Raw genomic sequence first — 25,997 nt, forward strand, 5'->3', positions numbered from 1 at the left:
AGAAACCACGAGATGACGGTGCCGAACTGTCGTCCGCCGAGCCCCCATTCGTGCAGTTGCGTCAGGTCGCCCCGTTTCCAGCGCGCGGCGAAGAAGCCGACCACGGTGACCAGCAGGAAGAACGCGATGAAAACGCTCATCGCCACCGGATTGACAGGATTCAGATCGCTCATTTGATCCTCCGGTAGACGACGTAGATCAGGAGCGACGTCAACGGCACCCAGAGGAACTGATACCAGTAGAAGAACGGAAAGCCCGCAAATGAAGGACGCGCGTCGTTATAGAACGGCAGCCACAGCAGCGCGATGTACGGCACGAGCAAGATGAGCCATAGCCATGAACGGCCAGACTGATCGGTAGACTCCATGATTGTCTCCTCTGGTTTATTGAATCGGGGTACCTGGGCCGTACACTGCGGCGTCCGCCAGGCCGTGCGATGATTTGCGCGGATCGTCGAGCCGTTTCTCTGCGACGACACGCAAGCCGGGACACACAGTGGGAAGCATGCCGTGCCCGGCGGCGTAGTATTCGCTGTTGCCGCCGTCGCGACAAGCGCACGAATACGTAACCCGACTACGTAGTACTACGCAGACAATCTGTTACCCCTTTTCAGCGATGAACCTCAAAGCGAAGATGTTTCTGCTCGCCATCGTGCCGTTCCTGGCGGCAATCGCCGGTATCGAATTCGGCGTGCGCGAGCAGGCGCGGGTGCTTGCCGACACACAGCACGCAACGACGCAGGCTGCGTACCTGTCGAGCAAGCAGATCGAACTGAAGCACTACGTCGAGCTCGCAACCAGCGCGATCGCCCCGCTCTACGACACCGATCACAACAATGCGCGCGACGACGCGATGCTGCGCCTGCGGGCGCTCGACGTGCTGAAAAAGATGGACTTCGGCCCGGACGGCTATTTCTTCGTCTACGACATGCATGGGCGATCGCTGATGCATCCACGTCAATCGGACCTGGTAGGTCGGGACCTGTGGACCATGCGCGATCCGCAAGGCGCGCTGCCGATCCAGCAGCTAGTTGCAGCGGCAGCGCGCGGCGGCGGCTATGTGCGTTACGTGTGGAATCGTCCGTCGACGGGCCGGCTCGAGCCGAAGCTCGGCTATGTCGTGCCGCTCGAGCGCTGGGGATGGATGATCGGCACCGGCATCTATCTGGACGACGTCAACACGACACTCGCGCAGATCGATCAGCGCGCCTCGGCGAACATCGATCACACGATGATGTGGATCGGTGCGATTGCACTTGCGGGCCTCGGCGTGATCGCAGCCTGCGCTCTGGTGCTGAACGTCAGCGAATACCGTAGCGCCGACGCGAAACTGAAACGCCTTGCGCAGCAGGTGGTCGAGTCGCAGGAGACCGAACGCGCGCGGCTCTCGCGTGAGCTGCACGATGGCATCAGCCAGATGATGGTGTCCGTCAAATTGCTGCTCGAATCGGCGATGGCGCATCTCGAACGCAGCGACGTCCGCATACCGGCGGCGCAAGCGGCACTCTCGACGAGTCTCACGCGGCTCGGCGACACGCTGCGCGAAGTGCGCCGCATCTCGCACGCACTGCGGCCCGCGATGCTCGACGATCTCGGCCTCGCTGCCGCGCTCGAACAACTGACGCGCGAACTCAGCGACGAAGCCGGCATGGGTATCGGTTTTTCGCAGACTGGCCAGACGAGCGCAACGCCGCTGCCGGATGCGATCAACATCGTGCTGTTCCGCATCGCGCAGGAAGCGCTGACCAACGTCGTGCGTCACTCGCGGGCCACGCGTGCAACACTCTCGCTCGACATCTCGGCCGATGCAGTCACGCTGTCGATGTTCGACAACGGTTGCGGCTTCGACGTCGCCTATGCATTTGCCGGTTCGCGTGGCGGCGTGGGGCTGCGCAACATGCGCGAGCGGCTCGAGCGGCTCGCCGGCACCTTGTCGCTGGCGTCGCAGGCGGGCCATACGATCCTCACCGCGCGCGTGCCGCTCGCAAACAACGCGCAGCGTCTACCGGTCTGAAGGACATTCAACATGAACGACATTTCGTCCTCCCCTGCGCGTCTGATGCTGGTCGACGATCATCCGCTCGTGCGCGATGGTTTGCGTGCGCGGCTCGATGCTGTGCCGACTTTCACAGTTGTCGGCGAAGCGGGCAATGCCGACGAGGCGCTCGCGCTCGCCGCGCAACATGAACCCGATCTCGTCTTGATGGACGTCGGCATGAAGGGAATGAACGGTATCGAACTGGCAGCCGTCTTTCACGAGCGCTTCCCTGCGATCCGCGTGCTGATGCTCTCGATGCACGACAACGTTCAGTACGTGACGCAGGCAGTGCGCGCCGGTGCGAGCGGGTACGTGCTGAAGGACTCGCCGGCGACGGAGATCATCCACGCGATCGATGCGGTGCTGCGCGGCGAGCGGTTCTTCAGCACGGAACTCGGCGCGCGCATGATCCAGGCGTCCGCGATGCAGATGCCGGTCGAACAGCTGACGCCGCGTGAGCGCGAGATTCTCGACGCTCTCGCCGACGGCCTGTCGAGCAAGCAGATCGCGCAGCGCAATGGGCTATCGGTACGCACGGTGGAGACGCACCGGCTCAACCTCAAACGTAAGCTCGATATCGAAGGACAGGCGGAGCTGATCAAGTTCGCGGTCGAGTACCGGCGCAAGAACTGACCCTGCGCGGCGAGTGGATCGCCGCACCGCTATCCCACCTCATATGTACACGGAATGAATCGGCGCCCGCGCATTCGCGTGACGCGACGTCATTTCGTGTTGTCCCGCCAGGCGCCGCGCTGCACTGCTCTAATGGGCACCCATAGATAGACGGATGCCATGGTTCGGCGGCACGGTGTTTCGAACGCACACACATGCGTCGAAGCATTTGCGAAAGGTTCGAGCGTTCGTAGCACGAGCAGCACGCACTCCCCGAATGACATGCGAAGGTCCGGTTTTTTTCGCCATTCATATCAGGAGGAGCACCATGGCCCACGGCAACGGAATCGGCTCGACGCCGTCCAGCCCTTCGTCCACTCATTTTCCGGCAACGGTCGATACAACGGCCGCAGCGTCGACGAGCCGCCCTGGCACGCCGTCACAGAGCCGGCTTTCGAAGGAGCACCTACCGCTGGCGGGTGCTCCACCGCGAAGTGGCCCCGAAGGCGATCCGTCGCTGTCGCGCGTCTCGACCGGAACGCGACGACGTGCCTCGCTGGAGTCTCTTCACTCCCCCGCGTTGCGCGGGAGTGAAGAGGCACCGGGCGCGCAGTCGGGTGACGTTGTGGAGATGCAGCCCGTTTCGCGGCAACTGAGCGTGCGCTCGCTCCAGCCGGTGCAGCAGCAGTCGTCCGGTGCCTTGTCGAGCAATCGGGAGCGGGGCGATATCGAGAGCGCGATGGACCACCTCTCCAACCAGGCGCTACCACAGAACGTGGATTCACCCGCGCGTCTCTGGGACTATGTTAAAGCGGCACTGCCGGTGGCGGCCGGTGGCGGCGTCGGTGCAGCGATCACATTCGGTGCATTCCGAGGCGTCGGATCGACTATCGAGCACACGGTGAATCCGGAGTTCGGCCAGCAGGTGCTCAAACAAATGGAGGCCGTCTTGATCGGTGCCGGGTTGGGGGGCGTCGGCAATACGGTGGCGGCTGCAGCAGCGGCGCCCGCTGCAATCGCACTAATGTCGAAGACCCTGGGCACCGGCACGAAGTTGGCACCGGCAGACGCTGAGCTAATGGTGCCGCATGACGCCCCAAACCGTTCCGCGCAAATCGAGGCGATCCGCACGGCGCAGGACGCGGCGAAGTCGCAATATGCTGTCGACTCCTGGAGAAACATCGCGGCTGGCATCCTGTCCTTCGGCGGCCTCAATGCGGTACGCGGCGCGGTAACGGCGAACGCGGGGCTGTCAGCGGGCGCCGGCTATGCCGTAGCCATATTGACATCGCTTCTAGCCGGTGCCCTCACTCCGATTCTGATGCAGGCCCTCCAGGCCAATAGCCGGATCGAGATTGAGGGGCCTGACGGCAAGTCGCAGTCGAAGCTGCTCTTCAAGCCGGGAGCGAATCCCACGCCGGACATTGGCGCCGCAGTCGAAGCGGCGATGGGAACCTTTAATGATGGTCGTGAGGGCCTACAGCAGGTCGCGCATGTGATCTCGCAGGTCACGCAACGAATGGGGATCGTCGGGGCTTCGACGGTTGGGTATGGCTTGATACAGTCCGCGATTCCCGCCGTTCGCGAAGAACTCATGAAGCGCGGTCAATCACGCGAAATGGCCAACATGAACGCCAATGCGATGATGGACGGACTCAGCTTCATCCCCGTCGTGATCTGCTACTTCACCTTGCTCGGCAAACTCGCCGGAACGCTACCGCAGCGAAACCGTGCACCCGCTACAGATGAACCCGCGGAGCCCGCTTCCGCGCCTCGCTAGCCCATACCGCGATGCACGGCCGCGCCGCCTGGCGCGGCCGGCTCCGGGTTCTTTTCATCTGCTGTCGTTTCCGGGCGCGCGATTCGTTTCGTATTGCGCGACACGAGCCGAGCCTTCGGCTGACACTTGCTTCTTTGGAGAAACATCATGCGTTCCAATTCGGTCCGCCAGCTCGCCGGTCGCCTCGCAACCGGTTTCGCCGAATCGACCACCAACGCGGCGAAGAACACAGGAACGCGTGGGCCGACGAGCCCTACGAGTCCGACCAGCCCAACGAGCCCGCTGCCGCCGCAGCTTGCCGGGATCTCCGGCACGGGCGCAGGCTTGCGCCGGATGTCGTCAAGCGCCCCACGTCCGATGTCCTCACTGCCGGGGTCGCCGAGGCAACCGTACGCGGCAATGGCGAACCGCTACGGCAAACTCGGACGTCTCAACGCCATGCCGGATCGCCCGGCACAGCCGACGTCCGAAAACGTGAAATGGGCCGCATCCAGCGAAACGCAGAAATCGGCTGAGGCGGTCCGCAATGTGGTGGTAATCGGTTACGCGGAGGGCAACGAATTGCTGGCCGCGAAGACACACTATCCGAACGCCGCGGTCAAGGGTATCGAAACGGATTCGGAAGCGGTAACCCACGCGAAGAGCGAGAAAAGCGGACTTGGCAACAACAAGGACATCGAGGTCACAGCGGCGATGGACTTCTCGAGTGCCGTCCAGAATGGGCACGTGAAACCCGGCGAAGCCGATCGCATCGTGATGGCCTACGTGGCGCCCTACATGAACGACAATGAACTCGCGAACACCTTCGCCCATGCTGCTCACGTGCAGAAGGACGGCGACAGATTTTCTCTGTCGACGTACGGCTCGCAGCACGCGTACACCGAATCAAAAAACCTGAACATCCGGTCGGCGAGCGATCTGCTCGATATGGCGAAGGAAAACGGCTATGTGCTGGATCGGGCACAGGTACGTGTCGCGAGAGAAAATCCACCGGAGAACGATGCGCAAATCGTCACATCGCGGGAGAGTCTGATCGACCTCGACAAAACGATGGGCAAGCCCGGTCAGGCCGACGCGTGGCACACGATGGAATTGACCTTCAAGAAGGACGATAGCGTGCGGGACGAGTAATCTGCACCACGCTGCGCGAGCGATGCTCGCGCAGCAAACCGCTTGCGCTCACGCGCAATGCTTTAGCGCAACGCGTCAGCCCAGCGCCACGCGCGCCGCCTTCACCGCCGCCAGCACCTGTTCCGGCGCCGTACCGCCCGGATGATTGCGGCTCGCCACCGACCCTTCCAGCGTCAGATACTCGAACACATCGTCGCCGAGCAGATGCGCGACGTTCGGTAGTTCGCTGCGCATTTCGTCGAGCGTCAGATCGGCGAGATCGCAACCGCGATCCACACAGATCCGCACCGCGTGCGCAACCGCTTCGTGCGCATCGCGGAACGCAAGACCGCGCTTGACCAGATAATCGGCGAGATCGGTCGCCGTCGAGAAGCCCTGCAACGCGGCCGCGCGCATGGCCTGCGGCTTCACCGTGATACCCGCAGCCATCTCGGCAAAGATACGCAGCGTGTCGGCGACTGTATCGACGGTGTCGAACAGCGGTTCCTTGTCTTCCTGATTGTCCTTGTTGTACGCGAGCGGCTGGCCCTTCATCAGCGTCAACAGGCCGATGAGGTGACCGTTCACGCGCCCCGTCTTGCCGCGCGCGAGTTCGGGCACGTCCGGGTTCTTTTTCTGCGGCATGATCGACGAGCCGGTGCAGAAGCGGTCCGCGAGATCGATGAAGCCGACGCGCGGGCTCATCCACAGCACGAGTTCTTCCGAGAAACGCGACACGTGCGTCATCACGAGCGCAGCGGCAGCGGTGAATTCGATGGCAAAGTCGCGGTCGGAAACCGCATCGAGCGAGTTGGTGCAAATGCCGTCGAAGCCAAGCGTCTTCGCGACCGCGTGACGATCGATCGGATAGCTGGTGCCCGCGAGCGCAGCCGCACCGAGCGGCAGACGGTTCAGGCGCGCACGGCAGTCGCGCATGCGACCGGTGTCGCGCGTAAACATCTCGACGTACGCGAGCAGATGGTGGCCGAACGTGACCGGCTGCGCGACCTGCAAATGCGTGAAGCCCGGCATGATCGTGCCGGCATGCTGTTCCGCGAGATCGATCAGCGCACGACGCAGTTCGCCGAGCAGACCGACGATCCGGTCGATCTCGCCGCGCAACCACAAGCGGATGTCGGTCGCGACCTGGTCGTTGCGCGAGCGGCCGGTATGCAGGCGCTTGCCCGCATCGCCGATCAATGCGGTGAGGCGCGCTTCGATGTTCAGGTGCACGTCTTCGAGATCGAGTTGCCACTCGAACTCGCCCCGCTCGATTTCACCCTTGATCTGCGTCAGGCCGCGCTCGATCGCGGCGAGGTCGGCGGCGGCGATGATCTTCTGCGCGGCCAGCATCGAAGCATGCGCCAGCGATCCTTCGATATCGACGAGTGCGAGACGCTTGTCGAAGAAAACCGACGACGTATAGCGTTTGACGAGCTCCGACATCGGCTCCGAGAAGCGAGCCGACCAGGCTTCGCCTTTTTTGTGCAGTTGGGACGTCATGGTGATGAGCAGTGAGCGTGCGGTGAAGCGGTTCGCGCGGACGTTAGCCCGCGATAAACCGGGGAAGTCGAGGATTTTAACACCCGGGGCCGTTGCCGCAGCCGCTGCGGCACTTCAGCCGGGCGTCACACCTCGCGCACCAGCACGACGAGCTTGAGGTCTTCGCGATGCGCGGGTTTGAACGTGATCTGATCATAGACGACGCGACCGTCGCGCGGATGATTGAATTCGCGCCGTCCGCCCTCGCGCTCGCCGACGTCCTGCGACGCCCAGAAACGCGCGAACGCATCGCTGGCGGCGCTCAACGCGTCGATCAGGCCGCGCGTCGGCGCGTCGTTCAGATGGCGAATCGAATCGGCACGAAACTCGGCGGCGAGCCGTCGCGCGCGTGTCTCCCAGTCGACGATCAGGTCGCGCGCGCCCGGCTCGGTGAACGTGAAGCGTAGAAGGTTGCGATCGTGCGTACCGTCGAGCCAGCCGACGAACAGGTCCGCCGCGCGCGCATTCCACGCCAGCGCATTCCACTGACGATCGAGCACATAGGCCGGTGTGTCGACGAGCTGGACGGTTTGCAGCAACGTGTCGGGAGCGTCGGCGGTGCTCGGGTCCGGCTCGGCCGGATCGCGCTGCGCCGCGAGTTCGAACAGATATGCACGCTCCGCACGCGAAAGCTGCAACGCCACCGCGATCCGCGCGAGCGCATCCGCCGAAGCCGACACCGGCCGGCCCTGCTCGATCCAGGTGTACCAGGTCGGGCTCACGCCGCACAGCTGCGCGACTTCCTCTCGCCGCAGACCCGGCGTGCGGCGGCGCGGCCCCGGCGGCAAACCGACCGACTGCGGCGACAGGCGCTCGCGATGCGCGCGGATGAAATCGCCGAGCGCGCGAGCAGGCGTCGCGTCGAGTGGGGGCGGTGGATCGGCGGAAGACGGTGTGTGGATCATCGGTCAGGCGCGCCGGCGGGGTGCGCGTGGGCATCGTGAGTGAGTGGGGTAGCGGGTGCACCAGTACCGGGATAACTGTATAGCTAGTACCAGTACTGATCTGGACTCCATTGTAGCCGCTGCCGTGCAATCCACTTCGCCCTCCCCCGCAACCAAGCCTGCCGTGGGCCGAAGCGCAGGCCGCACCGCGCCCAAACGACGCACCGCCAGCCGGTCATCGGCCGCTAACGCATCGGCGATAATGACCCCATCGTCTCTCACCGTTCGCTCTGCTCCCCCGCCCATGATCGTCCGCCCGAATCTGCACTGGTTCCGCATGCTGCTCGCGTGGCGCGGCTCCGTTCTGCCGGAACTGCTGCCACGTCTCTTTCTGATTTTCTGCATCTCGGTGCTTGCTGTGGTCGCGCATACGCATCGGCTCGCGGTCGGACTCGAGCTGAGCCCCACGCCGTTCTCGCTGATCGGCATCGCACTCGCGGTGTTTCTCGGGTTTCGCAACAACACGAGCTACGACCGCTATTGGGAAGCCCGCAAACTGTGGGGACAGTTGCAGATCGACACGCGCTCGCTGACGCGTGAGGCGCTCACGCTGACGCGTAGCAATGCCAGCGCAGACGCTAACGCAGCCGAGGTACGCGAATTCATCGCCGTGCTGGGCGCACTACCGCATGCATTGCGGCACCAGTTGCGCAAGACCGACCCACGCAACGATCTCGCAGCCCGGCTGCCCGCAGCGCTCGTCGAACGCGTCATGGCTTCGCGTTACCGTCCCGCGACGTTGATGCTCTGGCTCGGAGAATGGGTACAGCGTCGCGCGCGCGAAGGCACGCTCGACCCGTGGGCCGTGCTGGCGTTCGATCGCAATCTGCATGGTGTGTCGGAGGTGATCGGCGGATGCGAGCGCATTGCCTCGACGCCGCTGCCGTTCGCGTACTCGGTGATGATCCACCGCACCGTCTATTTTTTCTGCGCGGCGCTACCGTTCGGCCTTGTCGACAGCATCGGCCTGTTCACGCCGGTGTTCAGCGTGTTCGTCGCGTATACGTTCATGGCGCACGAAGCGATTGCCTCGCAGATCGAAGATCCGTTCGGTACCGAAGACAACGATCTCGCGCTGAACATGCTGTCCGCATCGATCGAGGACGCGGCGCGCGATCTGCTTGGTGAACCGTCGCTCGAAGCTCACCCGTCGGGGAAACCGGCCTTCGTGCTCGACTGACAACGGCATCGCACCGCTGCGTACACCGCGTACGCAGCTCAGTCGTTGCCGACCGTTTCCGACAGCCGCTTGAGCGTTGCAATCCGCGCACCGATGATGTCGATCCGGCTATGCGCATCGATCACCGGTGTAGTCCCATCGCGGAACGCAACCCACGCGCGCTGCGCCTGCACGAGCGTCGCACGCGCGCCCGGCGGCATCCGCGCGTTGAGCCTTCGGTAGTAGCGGTTCAGGTCGAACATCGCGTGTTCGCATTGCGCATCGGCCGAACAGGCGCGCAGACGCGGCAGCGGATCGCCGCTGCCTTCACGCAGCGCCGCACGCCGCAACGCGAGCGCGCGGTCGCGCACCGGTTGCAGTTGCATGTCGGCTTCGAACAGCACATACATCGTGCCGTGCGTCGTTTCGAAAACCGCGCGCTGCATCTTCGCTTCGGCATCGCGCCACTGCGTCCAGCGCTTCTGGCTGGTTTCCCAGCGCCTGTGCTGCGCGCCCGACGACTTCGCGAGCACCTGCTGATACGCCATATCGAGCGCAGCCTGCCACGCGGTGCGCGCCGTGTTCATGCACTGCACCTGCCCCGCCGTCGACGACATATCGCTGCGCGCAAGACACGTACGCATCGTGGCATCGATCGGATCGGCGGCGGCAACCTCTGCGTGTGCAACACGCGCGACCTGTGGCACGACGAACGCGGCTAGCGCGAGCGCAGCCGCTCCCACGATCGACGCAAACTTCCGGCTCACCATTGTCAGCCGCGCACGCAATCGACGAAGTATTCGACGCGCCCGTTGATCGTCTCGCCGACGAGCCCGTGAATGTCCGTATGGAAACCCGGGAAGCGTTCGTTGAACTCGCGCGCAAAGCGCAGATAGTTGACGATCGTGCGGTTAAAGCGCTCTCCAGGAATCAGCAACGGAATACCCGGCGGATACGGCGTGAGCAGGATCGACGTTACGCGACCTTCGAGTTCGTCGATAGGCACGCGATCGACCTCGCGGTGCGCGAGCTTCGCGAACGCTTCGGACGGTTTCATCGCGGGTTCCATACTCGACAGGTACATCTCGGTGGTCAGACGCGCGATGTCGTTTGCACGGTAAACGCTGTGAATCTGCTCGCACAGATCGCGCAGGCCCATGCGCTCGTACGCGGGATTGTGCGCGACAAATTCGGGCAGCACGCGCCACAGCGGCTGGTTGTTATCGTAATCGTCCTTGAACTGCTGCAGCTCGGTAACCATCGAGTTCCAGCGACCCTTCGTGATGCCGATCGTGAACATGATGAAGAACGAATACAACCCGGTCTTCTCGACGATGATGCCGTGCTCGGCCAGATACTTCGTGACGATCGCGGCCGGAATGCCGGTCGCGCCGAATTCGCCGTCCACGTTCAGGCCCGGCGTGATGATCGTCGCCTTGATCGGGTCGAGCATGTTGAAGCCTTCGGCGAGCGGACCGAAGCCGTGCCAGCGCTCGTTCGGCCGCAATATCCAGTCTTCGCGCGAGCCGATGCCTTCGTCAGCGAGTTCTTCCGGGCCCCACACTTCGAAGAACCAGTCGTCGCCGTACTCCTTGTCGACCTTGCGCATCGCGCGGCGAAAATCGAGCGCCTCGGCAATCGATTCCTCAACCAGCGCCGTACCGCCCGGCGGCTCCATCATCGCCGCGGCAACGTCGCACGACGCGATGATCGCGTACTGCGGGCTCGTCGACGTGTGCATCAGATACGCCTCGTTGAAACGATGGCGGTCGAACGTGCTGTTCTCCGAGTCCTGCACGACGATCTGCGAAGCCTGCGAGATACCGGCGAGCAGCTTGTGCGTGGAGTGCGTCGCGAACACCAGCGCGCCGGTGCGCGGACGCCCCGCGCCGATGGCGTGCATGTCCTGATAGAACTCGTGGAATTCCGCGTGCGGCAGCCACGCTTCGTCGAAGTGCAGCGTGTCGAGCAGATCGCCGAGCAGGTCCTTGATCATCTCGACGTTGTAGATCACGCCGTCGTAGGTGCTTTGGGTGATCGTCAGGATGCGCGGCTTCGCGTTCGGGTTCTTCTCGAGCGCCTCGCGCGCGAACGGATTGGCCTCGATCTTCTTGCGAATGTTCTCCGGCTTGAATTCGTCGCGCGGAATCGGGCCGATGATGCCGAAGTGGTTGCGCGTCGGCGTGAGGAACACGGGGATGGCGCCCGTCATCGTGATCGCGTGCAGGATCGACTTGTGGCAGTTGCGGTCCACCAGCACGATGTCGCCCGGCGCGACCGTCGCGTGCCAGACGATCTTGTTCGACGTCGACGTGCCGTTGGTGACGAAGAACAGATGATCCGCGCTGAAGATGCGCGCCGCGTTGCGCTCGGACGCCGCGACCGGGCCCGTGTGATCGAGCAGCTGGCCGAGTTCGTCGACGGCATTGCAGACGTCCGCGCGCAGCATGTTCTCGCCGAAGAACTGGTGGAACATCTGGCCGAGCGGATTCTTCAGGAACGCGACGCCACCCGAGTGGCCCGGGCAGTGCCACGAATACGAACCTTCGTCCGCGTACTTGACGAGTTCCTTGAAGAACGGCGGCGCGAGCGCATCGAGATACACCTTGGTCTCGCGGATGATATGGCGCGCGACGAACTCCGGCGTGTCCTCGAACATGTGGATGAAGCCGTGCAGCTCGCGCAGGATGTCGTTCGGAATGTGCCGCGACGTGCGCGTTTCGCCGTACAGGAAGATCGGGATATCCGAGTTGCGGCGGCGCACTTCGGTCACGAACGCGCGCAGGTCGATGATCGCCGACGCGAGTTCGGGCGTGTCGTCTTCGTTGCCGGGGTTTTCGATGAACGGCAGCAGTTCGTCGTCGTCGATGGAGAGAATGAAGCACGACGCGCGGCTCGATTGCTGGGCAAACGACGTCAGATCGCCGTAGCTCGTCAGCCCGAGCACTTCGACGCCTTCCTTCTCGATCGCTTCCGCGAGCGCCCGGATGCCGGAACCCGAGATGTTCTCGGAACGGAAATCTTCGTCGATGATGACGACGGGAAAACGAAACTTCATGGGCGATTCTCCAAAAAGAACGACCGCTGCTTGTGTTGCGCAGCGGTCACCCGGCAATCCGGTGAGTCAATGCGCTCGCGCGTCACGTTTTAGGCAACGTCACGCCACGTTGACCTTGATATTTGCCGCCGCGGTCCGCGTACGACACCTCACAAATTTCGTCGCTTTCAAAGAACAGCACCTGCGCGACGCCTTCGTTCGCGTAGATTTTGGCAGGCAAAGGTGTCGTATTCGAGAATTCGAGCGTGACATAGCCTTCCCACTCGGGTTCGAACGGCGTCACGTTGACGATGATGCCGCAACGCGCATAGGTCGATTTGCCGAGGCAGACCGTCAGCACGCTGCGCGGGATACGGAAATATTCGACCGTGCGGGCGAGCGCGAACGAGTTCGGCGGGATGATGCAGACATCGCCCTTGAAGTCGACAAACGACTTCTCGTCAAAGTTCTTCGGATCGACGATCGTGGAATTGATGTTCGTGAAGATCTTGAATTCGTCCGCGCAGCGGATGTCGTAGCCGTAGCTCGAGGTGCCGTAGCTAACGATCTTGCGGCCATCCTCGGACACCCGCACCTGATCGCGAACAAACGGCTCGATCATCTTGTGCTCTTCGGCCATGCGCCGGATCCACTTGTCGGATTTGATTGCCATAGAGTCGAGTTGAACGCTGGTTGGTCGCTACCGGCGGGTTGTGCCGGGTCGCTACGGTGACGTGGGGACCGGCTGACGCGCCCGTGGGGCGCGGGTTGCCGGACGAAAGGCGGTTATTTTACGCGATCGGGAGAAAGCTGCTGCTCATCGGACCGGCGCACCGGCTGGGCGCGCTACACGGACCACGCGGCACATTCGGCACATCGATCGCGCTCACTGGCGGATGGCACCGCACGCAAGCGCAGGACCCGCGCTGTGCTGCGGGTACGCGTAAGGATCGCCCGCATCGCGATGGACCAGTACCGAACGCTGCAGCACCGAGCGGATGCCGTCGAGCGACACATCCGGCGCGACGATGAAGCCGGCCGCGACGCCGTTCGCATCCGCGTGAATGTTGCCGAGATCGCCCTCGACCCGGGCGCCCGCCTTCAGGCGCTCGGCCGCGGGCGAAAACACCGGGCCGGCCGCCGAGCCATCGACGGAGTTGCAGTCGCCGCGCTCATGTACCTGCAGCGCGTGGTCGGAGTTCGCCGGCAGACCGGAAAGATTGTAGGTGACCTGCACGCCGTCCGAACGCTCGATAAAGGTCACCGTGCCGCGCGCCGTGCTTCCCACGGTCGGCAGCAACTGGGCATCCGCGCGCTTTTCCTGCGGCCGCAGGAAAGTCGAGCAACCGCACAGTAGCAACCCGCTCGCGGCCATCACGATGAACGTATGTGTCGTGCGCCCGTCGATTCGTTTTCTCATGCAATCCTCTTGTCGGCCGCCGGCCGCCCCTGCGGCCAGTCTGCCGGACCTGACGAAGCTCACATGATACCGCGAGCGACGGCCCGGATTGACGCCTTCGACGACCGTGCCGAAGGCGCGCTCAGGTGTTCTGGATCACGATGTTCGGAAACTTCGAGGTCATGTCGCGCGCGCGCTCGGCAATGTGGATCGCGACCTTGCGCGCGATCGCCCCATAAACCCCGGCGATGCGGCCGTCCGGGTCGGCTGCGACGGTGGGCCGGCCCGAGTCGGTCTGCTCGCGGATCGCGATATCGAGCGGCAGGCTGCCGAGCAGCTCCACGCCGTATTCGCGCGCCATCCGGTCGCCGCCGCCGGCGCCAAAGACGTGCTCTTCATGACCGCAGTTCGAGCAGATATGCGTGCTCATGTTCTCGACGATGCCGAGAATCGGAATCCCGACCTTCTCGAACATCTTCAGACCTTTCTTCGCGTCGAGCAGCGCGATGTCCTGCGGCGTCGTCACAATCACCGCGCCGGTGACGGGCACGCGCTGCGACAGCGTGAGCTGGATATCGCCGGTGCCGGGCGGCATGTCGACGATCAGGTAGTCGAGATCCTGCCAGTTCGTCTGCCGCAGCAGTTGTTCGAGCGCGGAAGTCGCCATCGGACCGCGCCAGACCATCGGATTGTCCTGCTCGATCAGAAAGCCGATCGAATTGGCCTGCATACCGTGGCCAACGAGCGGAATCATCGATTTGCCGTCGGGCGATTCGGGGCGACCTTCTATGCCGAGCATCATCGGTAACGACGGACCGTAGATGTCTGCATCGAGTATGCCGACCGACGCGCCCTCACTCGCCAGCGCAAGCGCCAGGTTCACGGCGGTCGTGCTCTTGCCGACGCCGCCCTTGCCCGACGCAACCGCTACGATGTTTTTCACGTTCGGCAGCAGTTTCACGCCGCGCTGCACGGTATGCGCCGCGATTTGCTGCGACACCGTCACACGGGCTTCAGCGACACCCGGCACGGCACGCAGTGCCCCGGTGACGAGCGCATTCAGCGCTTCAAACTGGCGTTTGGCCGGATAGCCCAGCACGAGGTCGACGCTGACCGTCGCACCATCGATTGCCACATTGCGGAAATTTTTTGCCGCTGCAAACGGACGGCCAGTGTTGGGGTCGGCGACGGCCGCGAGGGCGGCGTCGACCAATGCCCGATCGATACTCATTGAAACTCCGTGGGAACGCTTGCGGCGCGGGGGAATCGAAGCTTCCGCCAGCCGCCGGAAATTGAAAGAAATTGTTAGTCGCCATTGCGCAAAACAGGCTTGCCAGGCACCCTTCGCCAGCAGCAAGCTATAGGGCCCTGCCCGGGTGCCTCGAGGCTTTGCCGCTGCAGGCTCAAGCCGTCATTGTAGTGGCTGCCGCGTGCTGCTGCCGGAAGACCCTGTTGCGTGGTGTGTCGACGGTCCGGCTTCTGTCGTCGTCGAGCCGTCTTACTCAAGAGAGGAATCAAAAATGAATGCAAAAATCATGACTCGCATGTCGGTACTCACCCTCGTCGGCGCGCTGCTTGCCGGCTGTGCCACTCCGCAGGGCACCAACACCGCGGTCGGTACCGGTGTGGGCGCCGGTCTCGGCGCCGGTATCGGTGCGCTGATTGGCGGCGGCAAGGGCGCGGCGATCGGCGCAGGCGTAGGCGCGGCGGCCGGCGGTATCACCGGCTACAACTGGCAGGCCATCCACAACAAGCTGACCGGCGCCACCGCCGGTACCGGCACGCAGATCACCGAGCAGCCGGACGGCTCGCTCAAGCTGAACATCCCGAGTTCGGTCACGTTCGACACCAACCAGTACACGATCAAGCCGAGCTTCGCGCCGGTGCTCGATCAGGTCGCACAGACGCTCAACCAGAATCCTGAAGTGATCGCCCAGGTGATCGGCTATACGGACAGCACGGGTCAGGCGGCCTATAACCAGACACTGTCGGTGAATCGTGCGACAAGCGTCACGACCTACCTCGTGCAGCGCGGCGTCGCGGGGGGTCGTCTGTCGGCAGATGGCCGCGGTGCGTCCAATCCGATTGCCGATAACAACACGGAAGCGGGTCGCGCACAAAATCGTCGCGTCGAAGTCTATCTGCGCGCCACGGCACAGCACGCGCAGTAACGCGCGCCAGCAACTGGTCGAAAGAGGGGAATGATGGTTGTGGGCCCGGCTGATCGGGCCCGTAACGAGTGCAGAAACGAGCGCAGAAAAATCGCCGCGGACGAAACGAAAAATTTTTCGAACTCTTGCGATTTAGCCGTGTCTGTATTTACGGTACGTGGCTGGCGATGCCGCCGCGTCACCATTCTCCTCTTGTCGTTGTTGCTCCGGGGCCGAATCGCCCCGGTTTTTTTTGCCTGTCGCTTTTGCTGGTCCCCGGTCTTTCCGGTCGCTTCTCCCGCTGCGCTTCCCCGCCGATGTTTCCTGATTCCTAGCGCTAAGTCGCCGTTTTGTCACATCGCGCATACCGTGCGTAGTGGCTACCGCGTGCTTTCCACCCACGGTGTCGTCGTAATCTCCACCGACCATGACGCGCACCAGGACCCGGCGAGCCCCACCCGCGTTGTGCGGCCGCCCTGCTAGAATCGCTGTTTCGTCCCCCGCCAAGCCCCCGGAATATCCATGTCAGCCCCCGCCACCGGCCCCAGCGCCGTCGACGCGCCGTCGAAGCCCCGCCAGATCCTTGTCACCTCCGCGTTGCCGTATGCGAACGGGCAGATTCACATCGGCCATATGGTCGAGCATATCCAGACGGATATCTGGGTCCGGACGTTGCGCATGCATGGACACGAGGTCTACTACGTCGGCGCCGACGATACGCACGGCACGCCGATCATGCTGAGCGCAGAGTGGGAAGGCATCACGCCGGAGCAGCTGATCGACCGCGTGTGGCAGGAACACACGCGCGATTTCGCCAGCTTCGGCGTGCAATACGACAATTACTACACGACGCATTCGGAAGAAAACCGTGTGCTGTCGGAGTCGATCTACACCTCGTTGCAGGCCGCCGGCCTGATCGAGGCGCGCGACATCGAACAGGCGTATGACCCGGTCAAGGAAATGTTCCTGCCGGATCGCTTCATCAAGGGCGAGTGCCCGAAGTGCGGCGCGAAGGATCAGTACGGCGATAGCTGCGAGGTCTGCGGTTCGACCTATCAACCGACCGACCTGATCAATCCGTATTCGGTCGTCTCGGGCGCGACGCCGATCCGCAAGGTCTCGACGCACTACTTCTTCCGCCTGTCCGATCCGCGCTGCGAGAATTTCCTGCGCAGCTGGGTCGGCGGTCTGGCGCAACAGGAAGCCACCAACAAGATGCGCGAATGGCTCGGCGATGCGGGCGACGCAAAACTCGCCGACTGGGACATCTCGCGCGATGCGCCGTACTTCGGCTTCGAGATTCCCGGCGCGCCCGGCAAATACTTCTACGTGTGGCTCGACGCGCCGGTCGGCTACTACGCGAGCTTCAAGAACCTGTGCGAGCAGCGCGGCATCGATTTCGACGCATGGGTGCGCAAGGACTCGACCACCGAGCAGTATCACTTCATCGGCAAGGACATCCTGTACTTCCACACGCTGTTCTGGCCGGCCATGCTCGAGTTCTCGGGCCATCGCACGCCGACCAACGTGTTCGCGCACGGCTTCCTGACGGTGGACGGCACGAAAATGTCGAAGTCGCGCGGCACGTTCATCACCGCGAAGAGCTATATCGACACGGGCCTGAATCCGGAGTGGCTGCGCTACTACTACGCCGCGAAGCTGAACAGCACGATGGAAGACATCGATCTGAACCTCGGCGACTTCCAGGCGCGCGTGAACAGCGATCTCGTCGGCAAGTACGTGAACATCGCGAGCCGTGCGGCGGGCTTCCTGATCAAGCGTTTCGACGGTCGCATTCAGGACAGCGCGATGCGCCATCCGCTGCTCGATACGCTGCGCGCAGCGATTCCGCAGATCGCCGCGCATTACGAAGCGCGCGACTACGGCCGCGCGCTGCGCACGACGATGGAACTCGCCGACAGCGTCAATGGATACGTGGATACCGCCAAGCCGTGGGATCAGGCGAAGGACCCGGCAAACGCGGTCGCGCTGCATGAAACCTGCAGCGTCAGCATCGAGGCGTTCCGTCTGCTGTCGCTCGCGCTGAAGCCGGTGCTGCCGAAGCTCGCGCAATCGGTTGAAGCGTTTCTCGGCATCGAGCCGCAGGTGTGGGCCGACGCGAACGTGCCGCTCACGTCGCAGCGTCCGATCAACGCGTATCAGCATCTGATGACGCGCGTCGATCCGAAGCAGATCGATGCGCTGCTTGCTGCGAACCGCGAATCGCTGCAAGCGACGGGTACGACTACCGCTGCGGAACCTGCTGCTGCGTCCGGCGCGAAAGCGTCGGCAAAAGCCGCTGCGTCTGCCAAGACCGCCGCTCAGGCCGCAACGGACACGCCCGACGTCATCTCGATCGATGACTTCGCGAAGATCGATCTGCGCATTGCGAAGATCGTCGATTGCCGCGCGGTTGAAGGATCGGACAAGTTGCTGCAACTGACGCTCGACGTCGGCGAAGAAAAGACGCGCAACGTGTTTTCGGGCATCAAGTCTGCGTATCAGCCGGAGCAACTGATCGGCAAGCTGACCGTGATGGTCGCGAACCTCGCGCCGCGAAAGATGAAATTCGGTCTGTCGGAAGGCATGGTGCTCGCGGCTTCCGCGACCGATGAAAAGGCCGAACCGGGTCTTTACCTGCTCGAACCCAACAGCGGTGCGAAGCCGGGCATGCGCGTGAAGTAAGTCGCGTAGATCAAAGCGGTAAAAAAGCGGCGGGCTCTAAAAAGCCCACCGCTTTTTTTCATGGCTGCAACGGCACTACCAGTGAAATCGATCGAAGCGCCGCGTGTACAGTAGGTCGATACCCTGGAACGTCCCGCCATACGCGGCGATCGACCAGAAGCGCGTCAGGTTGACAGTTGCCTTGATCGCGTTCGCCGCCGACTGCAATCCCTGTTCGTAGCCGAGCACGAGCCATTCGCTGATCGCCTTCGACACCATCACGACCTGCGGGTCCGTCAATCCGACTTCGCTGCGCCCCACCGTCACCTCGTCGAGCCCGAACGTCTGCGCGATCCGCTTGCCGCTCACACTGCCGAGCAGCGCCAGCGCAGTCGTCATCGTGCTCTGCTGGCCGAGGTTGTTGCCCTGGTCGGTGCCGTGACCGAACAGCAGCCATGAGAGCTTTTCGTTGTCGGGCACGTTCGGCTCCGACACGAGCTTCGCGTTCGGCGCCTGGACCGTGCCGGTTACTTGCACGCCGGCTTCGACCTGCTGGTTGCGGCGCATCGCGAGAATGTTGATGCCGGGATTCGACACCGGTCCGTTGAACGTGAAGAAGCCGTTTTCGATCGCCAGCTTGCGACCGAACGCCGTGTAGGTCGAACCTTCCGTCACACGCACATTGCCGACCGCGCGCAGCGGCTGGTTCGGCGCGCTCATCGCGGTGATCGTGCCGCGCAGGCCGAGATCCGCGCCCTGCCCGCGGAAGCGGAAGTTGTTGCCGAGATCGAGGTCGATGTTCGCGCGCGGCGCAAAACGGCCGACGGGCTTGTCGGTGGCGGCCACCGCATCGGGTTTCTTCTCGCCACGCACGGTGCCGTCCGCACGCACGATCACGACATCGTCGCCGAGACTCGGCGAGGCTTCTTCGGGCAGATCGAAGAGCGCGTGGTCGACGTTAAATTTGCCGTTGATCGCCATGCCGCCCTGCGGCCCCGCATTCGCGACGCTCGCGCTGCCCGACAGCGACAACTCGCGGTCCGGCGCCGCGAACAGTTCGAGCTTGTCGGCAACGATGCTCGCCGTGAGATCGGGTTCCGCGCCGTCGAGCCGCACGCGACCGGTCGCGCGCAGCGTACCGCTCGCGCCATGGAATTCGACCTGCTGGAAATCAACGAGATTTTCTGACAGCGCGATGCGGACCACGCCACCCTTCAGTTGTACGCCCTGGTCGACGAGTGTTGCCGACAGACCGTCGCCGGTCAGCGAGCCCGACAGGTTCGGTTTCGCCACCGTCCCGCCGAGCGCGAGCTTCAACGCAAGGTGGCCATCGAGCAGATAGCTGGGCCCGAACAGTCCGCCCGTCGTCTTCAGCGACGGCAAGTCTGCGTCGACCTTGCCGGTGAGCGGCGCGTCGTCATCGACGGTCAGTGCGCCATCGCGTAGCGCCAGCGCCGTGTGCGCGTCGGCATCGATGACGCCGAGCCGGCTCGCCTGCGCATGCACCGTTGCATTGACGCGATTGCCGCCGCTGAAATCGGCACGCGCGGCGATATCGGTAATGCCGAGCGATGCGATGCCGCGCCCCACTTCGACCGTTACGTCGCCACCGCGGCGCTTCAACTGGACGTGGCCGCTCGCCGTGTCGCCAAGCGCAAAGTCCCAGTCGCCGTCGAATACGAGGTCGGTCTTCACCGGCGACGCATCGCCAGTGATCTCTTCGCGCAGCGCCAGCAAGCGCGCGAGCGACACGTCTGTCAACGTGCCCGCCGAGCGGATGCGTCCGTGATCGAGTGCGAACGATTTCAGATCGAGCACCGCACCTTCGAGCGTGAGCCGCGTCGCACCCAACGTCACCCGTCCGGCACCGGCACTCACCGTGAGCGGCGTTTCGAGATTCACCGCCGGCGTGCCGCGATTCTGCAGGCGCGTGACCGTGCCGTCCCAGCGCGTGCCGTCGCGTGCTTCGGTCAGGTGGCCGTTCGCGCCAAGTGTCAGTTCGACGGTGCGGCCTTCCACCTTGCCGGACGCGGCGGCTTCGAGCGTGTGATTCGCGCGAGTGCCGCCGAGGCGTGCGGTCAGCGTCGCGAGATCGACACCGGCCGCGCTGAGATTGCGCGCGTCGGTGGTGAAGACGAGCGCGCCGTTTGCGCCATCGCGCAGTTCCGCATGGCCCTGCGCATGACCGAGCCGGGTCGTGCCGAACGCGACACTGTCCGCGTTGTAGTCGAGCACGACGTTCGGATGCGCAAATGAACCGGTCAGATCGCCGTTCGCGGCCACGACACCCGCGAGGCCGAAGCCGAGCCGCTCGAGTTGCGGTGCGTCGATGCGAAAGCGCAGCCGGTCGCCGGGCGCGCCGAAGCTGCCCTGCAGATCCACCTGGTTGCCCGCCACCGACAGGTTCGCGCGGCTCGGCAACAGTCGCGTGCCGGCGAGTTGGAGCGTGCCACCGCCGGTCAGCGGCAGGCCGTCGTAGACGCTGTCGCCGAGCTTGAAATCGGCCTTCGTCGTGAAGCCCGGTGCGAGTACGCCCGCTGCGTTTAGCGTGCCGGTGACGCGTGCTTCGATCTTGCCCGTCTGTGCTGGGGTTGCGCTGCGTTTTGCGGAGTTGGTGGCGGTCTTCGTCGCGGGTTTCGCGGTGGATTCCGCGTCGGGTTTCGTGCCCGATTTCGCGCCTGATCGCGCAACGGCCGGTGCCGCACGCGCCGGTGTCTGCAAAGTCAGTGCGAACGGATCGAAATCGGTCAGCGCAGCCTTCAGGTTGTAGGTCGAATTCGCGTCGTGCTTGATCGCGCCGGACAGATCGATACGGCCCTTGCCGGCGCTGACCTTCACGTCGTTGAAGCTCATCCGCGCGGGGTCGAACGTTATCTTGCCTTGCGCGCGAAGTGCGGCCTTCGGGTCGGCGAGATCGAGCGTGATGCTCTGCACGTCGTCGTTCAGGCGGATGCCGATCGGGCCGCTCAGCTGCGTCGGGCGCACGGTCGCTTCGAGCGCGTTCAGATCGAGGTTGGCCACCTTCAGATCGAACTGGCCGTACTTGCCCTTCAGCGCACCGCCACCGGTGATGGTCGCGTTCTTCACGAGCCGTACGTTCAGGTTCGACAGGCGCTGGCTTGCAGCGTCGAGGCGGATGTCGGCATGCGCATCGATGAGCGGCAGCAGATGCTGGTCGATCGCGCCGGGCTTCGCGTTGACGATCGAGACGGTGCCGGCTACGGCGAAAGCGGGGGCGGCGTTGTTTGCCGCCGCAGCGGTCGGTGCTTTCTGGGCGACAGCCGGGCCGCTTGCCGTGCTTGCCGTGCTTGCCGTGCTTGCCGTGCTTGCCGTGCTTGCCGTGCTTGCTGCGCTGGCGGCCGCCGCCGGAGCAACAACCGCTTCCCCATCCGCCGGCTGCAACTCCGCCCGCACCGCGAGATCCGCCTGCGGCGCCCCCGGCGCAAACGCCTGCGGATTCACATGATCGAAAGTCAGCGTCGCGCGTTGCAACGGCACTGCGGCGAACGGCGTCGCCTCCACATGCGCGTGCCCCGTGAGCTTCATCCCGCTCGCATCGAGTTCAGCGACGAGCGTTTCCAGCGATCCAGTCAGGTTGCCGCGCACCTCGACCGCTTCCTCGTTAACCTTGCCCGCATAACCGATCTCACCGGTTAGCGGGAACGGCCGCACACCGTCGAGCTTCGCATGCGCCGTCACCGCGCCGAACGGCGTGTCGAGCCGCTCCACCGCTGCCTCGTGATGCCGGCCGTCGCTACGCCCATGAAACAGCAGCCGTGAGAACTCGGTCGTCGATGTGCCTTCGTGCAGCAACAAGCGCTCGACGCGCAGGTCGCGCACCTCGAGCTGCATCGGCAGTTGCAGATCCTGCGGCAACTTCGTCGGCTCCGAAGAAGACGATGCCGACGGCACGAGTCGCGCGTCGATGGTGCCGATGTGCAGGTAGTCGATCGAGTAACGCCACGGCGCTCGCGTGAGCGCCCACTTGCCCGCCACACTGTCGACCTTGATGTCGGTGCCATCGGCGCCACGCCATTCGACATGGCGCAAGCGCACACCGGTGGCGATCGCGCCGCCGTCGAGCGTGCCGGACAACTGGCCGCCCAGCAGTTTCACCGCCGCGCGCCAGACGTAGCCAGTACCACGTTCGGTCGCAAGCGCGCCGTACACCAGACCGGCCGCGAGTGCGGCGAGCAACACCAGCACACCAACCGCCCACGCCAGCACCTTCCACAGACGCCGGCCGCGCGGACGCCCGGACGGCGGCGGCGCGCCGGCTCCGTCGGGCGAGGCGTCGTCCGGTGCGGGCTGTGGCGGGAGTGCGGAGGAATCCGTGGTCATGCTCGGTACAGGCGAATGGGCGATGCAGTGGAGGAAGTCATCAGAAGGCAATCCCGAGCGTCAGGTAAGGCCGCACGCTGCGGTTACGAATGCCGTAGGCGACGTCGATGTTCACCGGGCCGACCGGGCTGCGCCAGCGCGCGCCCACACCAACACCGGAAAAGAAGACCTTTTCGGCCCATGTATCGGTGGCGGTGCCGATATCGAAGAACGTCGCGGCGCCCCAGTCGTGGCTGAACCAGTGCTGGTATTCGACGCTGCCCGTCATCAGATATTTGGTCGGCAGCGTCGAGCCGTCGACCTCGTCACCGATGCTCTGGAAGCTGTACCCACGCACCGAGTTCGAACCGCCCGCGCGAAACAGCAGCGACGCCGGCACGCCCGACGAACTGCCGCCCGTGAACACGCCGCCGAGTTCCGCGCGCAGCACCACGAGGTCGGTCTTGCCGATCGGCAGGTATTGCTGGCCACGCGCATAGCCGCGGACGAAGCTCTGTTCGGTTGCCGCACCCTTCACCGCAAACCCCGCTTCCGCGTGAATCAGGTTGCCGGAGCGCGGGAACAGCGGGTCGTCGGTATTGCGGCGCGTCCACGACCATGACGGTACGAGCGCGTGGCTCGTGGTCGGGTTACCGTTGTTCTGCTCGAGCCGGTCCTGGTAGTAGAGGATCGAGTAGGAATAGTCGATGTTCTGCGACGTGCGGGTTCGCTGCACACCGACACGCGCGCTATAGATCGTCGTGTCCGACACGTCGGTGCTCGTGTACGACGCGAGCACGCTGTTGGTCCACGCGCGCTCGCCGGGTGGCATCGACAGCTGGATCTGGCCGTAGCGCTGGATGCGGTCGACGCGCCCCTGGATCGAGAACGGATACGCATGGCCGAACGTGTCGAGGTACGAATAGGAACCCTGCACATGCGGACCGGTATCGGTCGAATAACCGACGCCGCCGCGCACGCTGTTGTACGGATACTCGCTGACCTTCACGTGGATCGGCGTATCGGCGGGTTTCGTGGGGTCGTTGTCGACGTCGATGGCGACGCTCGCGTAGTACGGCGTGCCCTGCAACTGGCGCTGCAGTTCGTTGATGCGCTGCACATCGTAGATCTCGCCGACCGACACCGGATTCACGTTATCGACGATCTTCTCGGGGTAGCGCCGTGTGCCCGATACGTCGAGCTTGCCCATCGTGAACGTCGGGCCGCTGTCGTACAGGACGCTGAGCGTTGCGCGGTGCGTGCGCGGATCGATACGTGCCTCCGACTGCGCAATTTTCGCCCCCAGGTAGCGGCGTGCCTGCAGCGCCCTCAGCGACGCGCTCTTCGCATCGTCCCAGCCGGACTGCGAGAACGGGTCGCCTTCGCGCAGCGAAAAGGCGAAACGGGTGGCGTTTTCCTGACTCGGGTCTTCGGTCAGCACGGCGCCGCGAAACGTCAGTGTGATCGCCGAGACCGTCGTGCGCGGGCCGGGATCGACGCTGATCTTCACGCTTTTCTTGCCGTCGACGGTGCGTACGTCCGTCCGTACTACCGGCGAGAAATAGCCCTGCGTCGCGGTGAGATCGCGCACCTGCTGCGGTGTCGCGGTGACGAGAAACTGGAACTGGTCGTCGCTGATGTCATCGCGCTTCGCAAACCGTGCGATGTCCAGATGCGCTTCGAGCAGCTTGCGCAGCGAGCGCGGCGAGGTCTCGATGTCGACCTTGTAGGCGGCGCGCGCCGCGTGTGCGTCGCTGGCGGCAAACATGAATGCGAGGACCAGCAGGCATCCCGCCAACCACGCGCGCAACGGCCACGGCGCATGGCACGCCGCTCCGCGCTGCCGCGGGCTGCCGTGACCGGGCCCCCAGCCAGGGCGGTGCACGTACGACGGTTCGATCGGACACCCCGCCAAACAGGACCTCCCAGGCCGTGGTTGATATGAATGGTTAATTCGGCGCTGCGAGCGTGGCCGAAGCTCGCTATTTGACCACATCGGCAGGGCCTGGCCTCCGCTGACCTGCGTGCGCTGCTCGCCTTGGACGCGCGCCCCCGGCCGATGTTCCGCAAATTCGACCGCGCGCTTTCGCATGCTGTAAAATTCCGCCACACCGCGCGAAAAGCCGCCGGGCAGACCTCCCGCCCCGCTGCCGCCCCCCTCTTTCACGGACGTCGAGCCATGTATCAATCGGACATCACCCAGTTTCTGAACCAGCTCAAAGAACAAAAGCCCGCACTCGAAGCGGAACAGCGCCGTGGCCGTTCGCTGCTGTGGGACAAACAGCCGGTCGATCTCGACGAACGCGCGCACCAGCAAGCCTCGCGCGTAGAACAAACGCCTTACGTCTACTACCAGAACTTCTGAGCGTGACGACCGCCGACGAGGCCCGCCCGGCGCAGGATCAGTCCGACGCCGCGCTCGCTGCGCCCGTAACCGATACGACACCCGATACCGTCGACGGTATCGCGTTCGCGCGCCTGTACGGCGAACCGCTCTTCAAGCTCCCGCAAGACCTGTATATCCCGCCGGATGCGCTCGAGGTCTTTCTCGAAACGTTCGAAGGCCCGCTCGATCTGCTGCTGTACCTGATCCGCAAGCAGAACTTCAACGTGCTCGACATCCCGATGGCCGACGTCACCGTGCAGTACCTCGGTTACGTCGAACAGCTGCGCGAGTCGAACCTCGAACTGGCATCCGAATACCTGCTGATGGCCGCGATGCTGATCGAGATCAAGTCGCGCATGCTGCTGCCGGTCAGAAAGGCCGATAGCGGCGAGGAAGCGGAAGATCCGCGCGCCGAACTCGTGCGCCGTCTGCTCGAGTACGAGCAGATGAAGCTCGCGGCGCAGCGTCTCGACCAGTTGCCGCAGCTCGGCCGCGACTTCCTGCGCGCCGAGGTGTACATCGAGCAGAGCATGACGCCGCGCTTTCCGGACGTGAACAGCGACGATCTGCGCATGGCATGGGCGGATGTGATCAAGCGGGCGAAGCTCGTCCAGCATCACCGCATCTCGCGCGAGGAACTGTCGGTGCGCGAGCACATGAGCACGATCCTGCGCCGGCTGCAGAATGCGCGCTTCATGGAATTCTCGGATCTGTTCGACACATCGCGCGGTGTGCCGGTGGTCGTGGTGAACTTCATCGCGATGCTGGAGCTGTCGCGCGAATCGCTGATCGAGATCACCCAGGCCGAACCGTTTGCGCCGATCTACGTGCGCCTCGCGTATCTGCCGGCATAACTA

General features: G+C 64.0%; 19 protein-coding genes and 1 pseudogene. 9 read left to right on the forward strand and 11 right to left on the reverse strand.

Annotated elements, in window-relative coordinates:
- Both M0D65_RS00005 and M0D65_RS00010 read right to left on the reverse strand, forming a co-directional pair.
- Positions 1–173, reverse strand: a pseudogene (locus tag M0D65_RS00005) (sodium:solute symporter); the annotation flags it as partial.
- Positions 170–367, reverse strand: coding sequence for a DUF3311 domain-containing protein (locus M0D65_RS00010; protein WP_091010861.1), 198 nt, complete (start codon positions 365–367; stop codon positions 170–172). The gene M0D65_RS00010 and the pseudogene M0D65_RS00005, both read right to left, overlap by 4 nt.
- 248 nt (positions 368–615) lie before the next feature.
- Between M0D65_RS00010 and M0D65_RS00015 the strand changes: the two genes are divergently transcribed.
- The 4 genes from M0D65_RS00015 to M0D65_RS00030 all read left to right on the forward strand — a co-directional run bounded on the left by M0D65_RS00015 (position 616) and on the right by M0D65_RS00030 (position 5,560).
- On the forward strand, positions 616–2,013 hold the full coding sequence (locus M0D65_RS00015; RefSeq protein ID WP_266250166.1) for a cache domain-containing protein: 1,398 nt from the start codon (positions 616–618) through the stop codon (positions 2,011–2,013).
- A gap of 12 nt (positions 2,014–2,025) precedes the next feature.
- On the forward strand, positions 2,026–2,670 hold the full coding sequence (locus M0D65_RS00020) for a response regulator transcription factor (RefSeq protein ID WP_096720143.1): 645 nt from the start codon (positions 2,026–2,028) through the stop codon (positions 2,668–2,670).
- 307 nt (positions 2,671–2,977) lie between these two features.
- Positions 2,978–4,429: a hypothetical protein gene (locus M0D65_RS00025; protein WP_143098048.1), complete on the forward strand. Its 1,452-nt coding sequence runs from the start codon at positions 2,978–2,980 to the stop codon at positions 4,427–4,429.
- A gap of 147 nt (positions 4,430–4,576) precedes the next feature.
- Positions 4,577–5,560, forward strand: coding sequence for a class I SAM-dependent methyltransferase (locus M0D65_RS00030; protein WP_266250173.1), 984 nt, complete (start codon positions 4,577–4,579; stop codon positions 5,558–5,560).
- Between the two features lie 75 nt (positions 5,561–5,635).
- On the opposite strand, the gene argH is transcribed toward M0D65_RS00030, so the two are convergent.
- A complete protein-coding gene (argH, locus tag M0D65_RS00035; RefSeq protein ID WP_266250175.1) occupies positions 5,636–7,042 on the reverse strand; it encodes an argininosuccinate lyase in 1,407 nt (468 codons plus the stop codon).
- Positions 7,043–7,167: 125 nt separating this feature from the next.
- Positions 7,168–7,983, reverse strand: coding sequence for a helix-turn-helix transcriptional regulator (locus tag M0D65_RS00040; RefSeq protein ID WP_266251152.1), 816 nt, complete (start codon positions 7,981–7,983; stop codon positions 7,168–7,170).
- Between the two features lie 286 nt (positions 7,984–8,269).
- On the opposite strand from M0D65_RS00040, the gene M0D65_RS00045 reads away from it, so the two are divergent.
- Positions 8,270–9,205, forward strand: a complete 936-nt coding sequence (locus M0D65_RS00045) for a bestrophin family protein (RefSeq protein ID WP_266250177.1) — start codon at positions 8,270–8,272, stop codon at positions 9,203–9,205.
- A gap of 38 nt (positions 9,206–9,243) precedes the next feature.
- Here the strand turns inward: M0D65_RS00045 and M0D65_RS00050 are convergent, their stop codons facing one another.
- The 5 genes from M0D65_RS00050 to apbC form a co-directional block, all read right to left on the reverse strand.
- On the reverse strand, positions 9,244–9,954 hold the full coding sequence (locus M0D65_RS00050; RefSeq protein ID WP_266250178.1) for a lysozyme inhibitor LprI family protein: 711 nt from the start codon (positions 9,952–9,954) through the stop codon (positions 9,244–9,246).
- Between the two features lie 2 nt (positions 9,955–9,956).
- Positions 9,957–12,242 (reverse strand): arginine/lysine/ornithine decarboxylase, encoded by a 2,286-nt coding sequence (locus M0D65_RS00055; RefSeq protein WP_091010853.1) that lies wholly within the window; start codon positions 12,240–12,242, stop codon positions 9,957–9,959.
- 82 nt (positions 12,243–12,324) lie between these two features.
- Positions 12,325–12,894 carry a dCTP deaminase gene (gene dcd, locus M0D65_RS00060; protein ID WP_091010852.1) on the reverse strand — a complete coding sequence of 190 codons (570 nt, stop codon included), beginning with the start codon at positions 12,892–12,894 and terminating at the stop codon, positions 12,325–12,327.
- Positions 12,895–13,107: 213 nt separating this feature from the next.
- Positions 13,108–13,641: a superoxide dismutase family protein gene (locus M0D65_RS00065; protein WP_266250180.1), complete on the reverse strand. Its 534-nt coding sequence runs from the start codon at positions 13,639–13,641 to the stop codon at positions 13,108–13,110.
- 121 nt (positions 13,642–13,762) lie between these two features.
- Complete coding sequence (gene apbC / locus M0D65_RS00070; protein WP_266250182.1) at positions 13,763–14,851, reverse strand: iron-sulfur cluster carrier protein ApbC; 1,089 nt, start codon at positions 14,849–14,851, stop codon at positions 13,763–13,765.
- Positions 14,852–15,140: 289 nt separating this feature from the next.
- On the opposite strand from apbC, the gene M0D65_RS00075 reads away from it, so the two are divergent.
- Positions 15,141–15,791 carry an OmpA family protein gene (locus M0D65_RS00075; RefSeq protein WP_091010849.1) on the forward strand — a complete coding sequence of 217 codons (651 nt, stop codon included), beginning with the start codon at positions 15,141–15,143 and terminating at the stop codon, positions 15,789–15,791.
- A 501-nt stretch (positions 15,792–16,292) separates the two neighbouring features.
- Positions 16,293–18,455, forward strand: coding sequence for a methionine--tRNA ligase (gene metG, locus M0D65_RS00080; RefSeq protein ID WP_266250185.1), 2,163 nt, complete (start codon positions 16,293–16,295; stop codon positions 18,453–18,455).
- A 75-nt stretch (positions 18,456–18,530) separates the two neighbouring features.
- Here metG and M0D65_RS00085 read toward each other — a convergent pair whose 3' ends face one another.
- Together M0D65_RS00085 and M0D65_RS00090 are read right to left on the reverse strand one after the other, a co-directional pair.
- On the reverse strand, positions 18,531–22,775 hold the full coding sequence (locus M0D65_RS00085; protein WP_266250187.1) for a translocation/assembly module TamB domain-containing protein: 4,245 nt from the start codon (positions 22,773–22,775) through the stop codon (positions 18,531–18,533).
- Positions 22,776–22,815: 40 nt separating this feature from the next.
- Positions 22,816–24,522 carry an autotransporter assembly complex family protein gene (locus tag M0D65_RS00090; RefSeq protein ID WP_091010944.1) on the reverse strand — a complete coding sequence of 569 codons (1,707 nt, stop codon included), beginning with the start codon at positions 24,520–24,522 and terminating at the stop codon, positions 22,816–22,818.
- Between the two features lie 411 nt (positions 24,523–24,933).
- Here M0D65_RS00090 and M0D65_RS00095 point away from each other — a divergent pair, with 411 nt between their 5' ends.
- Together M0D65_RS00095 and M0D65_RS00100 are read left to right on the forward strand one after the other, a co-directional pair.
- Positions 24,934–25,119 (forward strand): DUF3460 family protein, encoded by a 186-nt coding sequence (locus tag M0D65_RS00095; RefSeq protein ID WP_091010846.1) that lies wholly within the window; start codon positions 24,934–24,936, stop codon positions 25,117–25,119.
- Positions 25,116–25,994, forward strand: a complete 879-nt coding sequence (locus tag M0D65_RS00100; RefSeq protein ID WP_308076538.1) for a ScpA family protein — start codon at positions 25,116–25,118, stop codon at positions 25,992–25,994. The genes M0D65_RS00095 and M0D65_RS00100 overlap by 4 nt, the downstream gene beginning before the upstream one ends.
- The last annotated feature ends 3 nt before the right edge of the window (positions 25,995–25,997 follow it).

The organism is Paraburkholderia sp. CHISQ3, from assembly GCF_030464945.1.
Taxonomy (GTDB): Bacteria; Pseudomonadota; Gammaproteobacteria; order Burkholderiales; family Burkholderiaceae; genus Paraburkholderia; species Paraburkholderia megapolitana.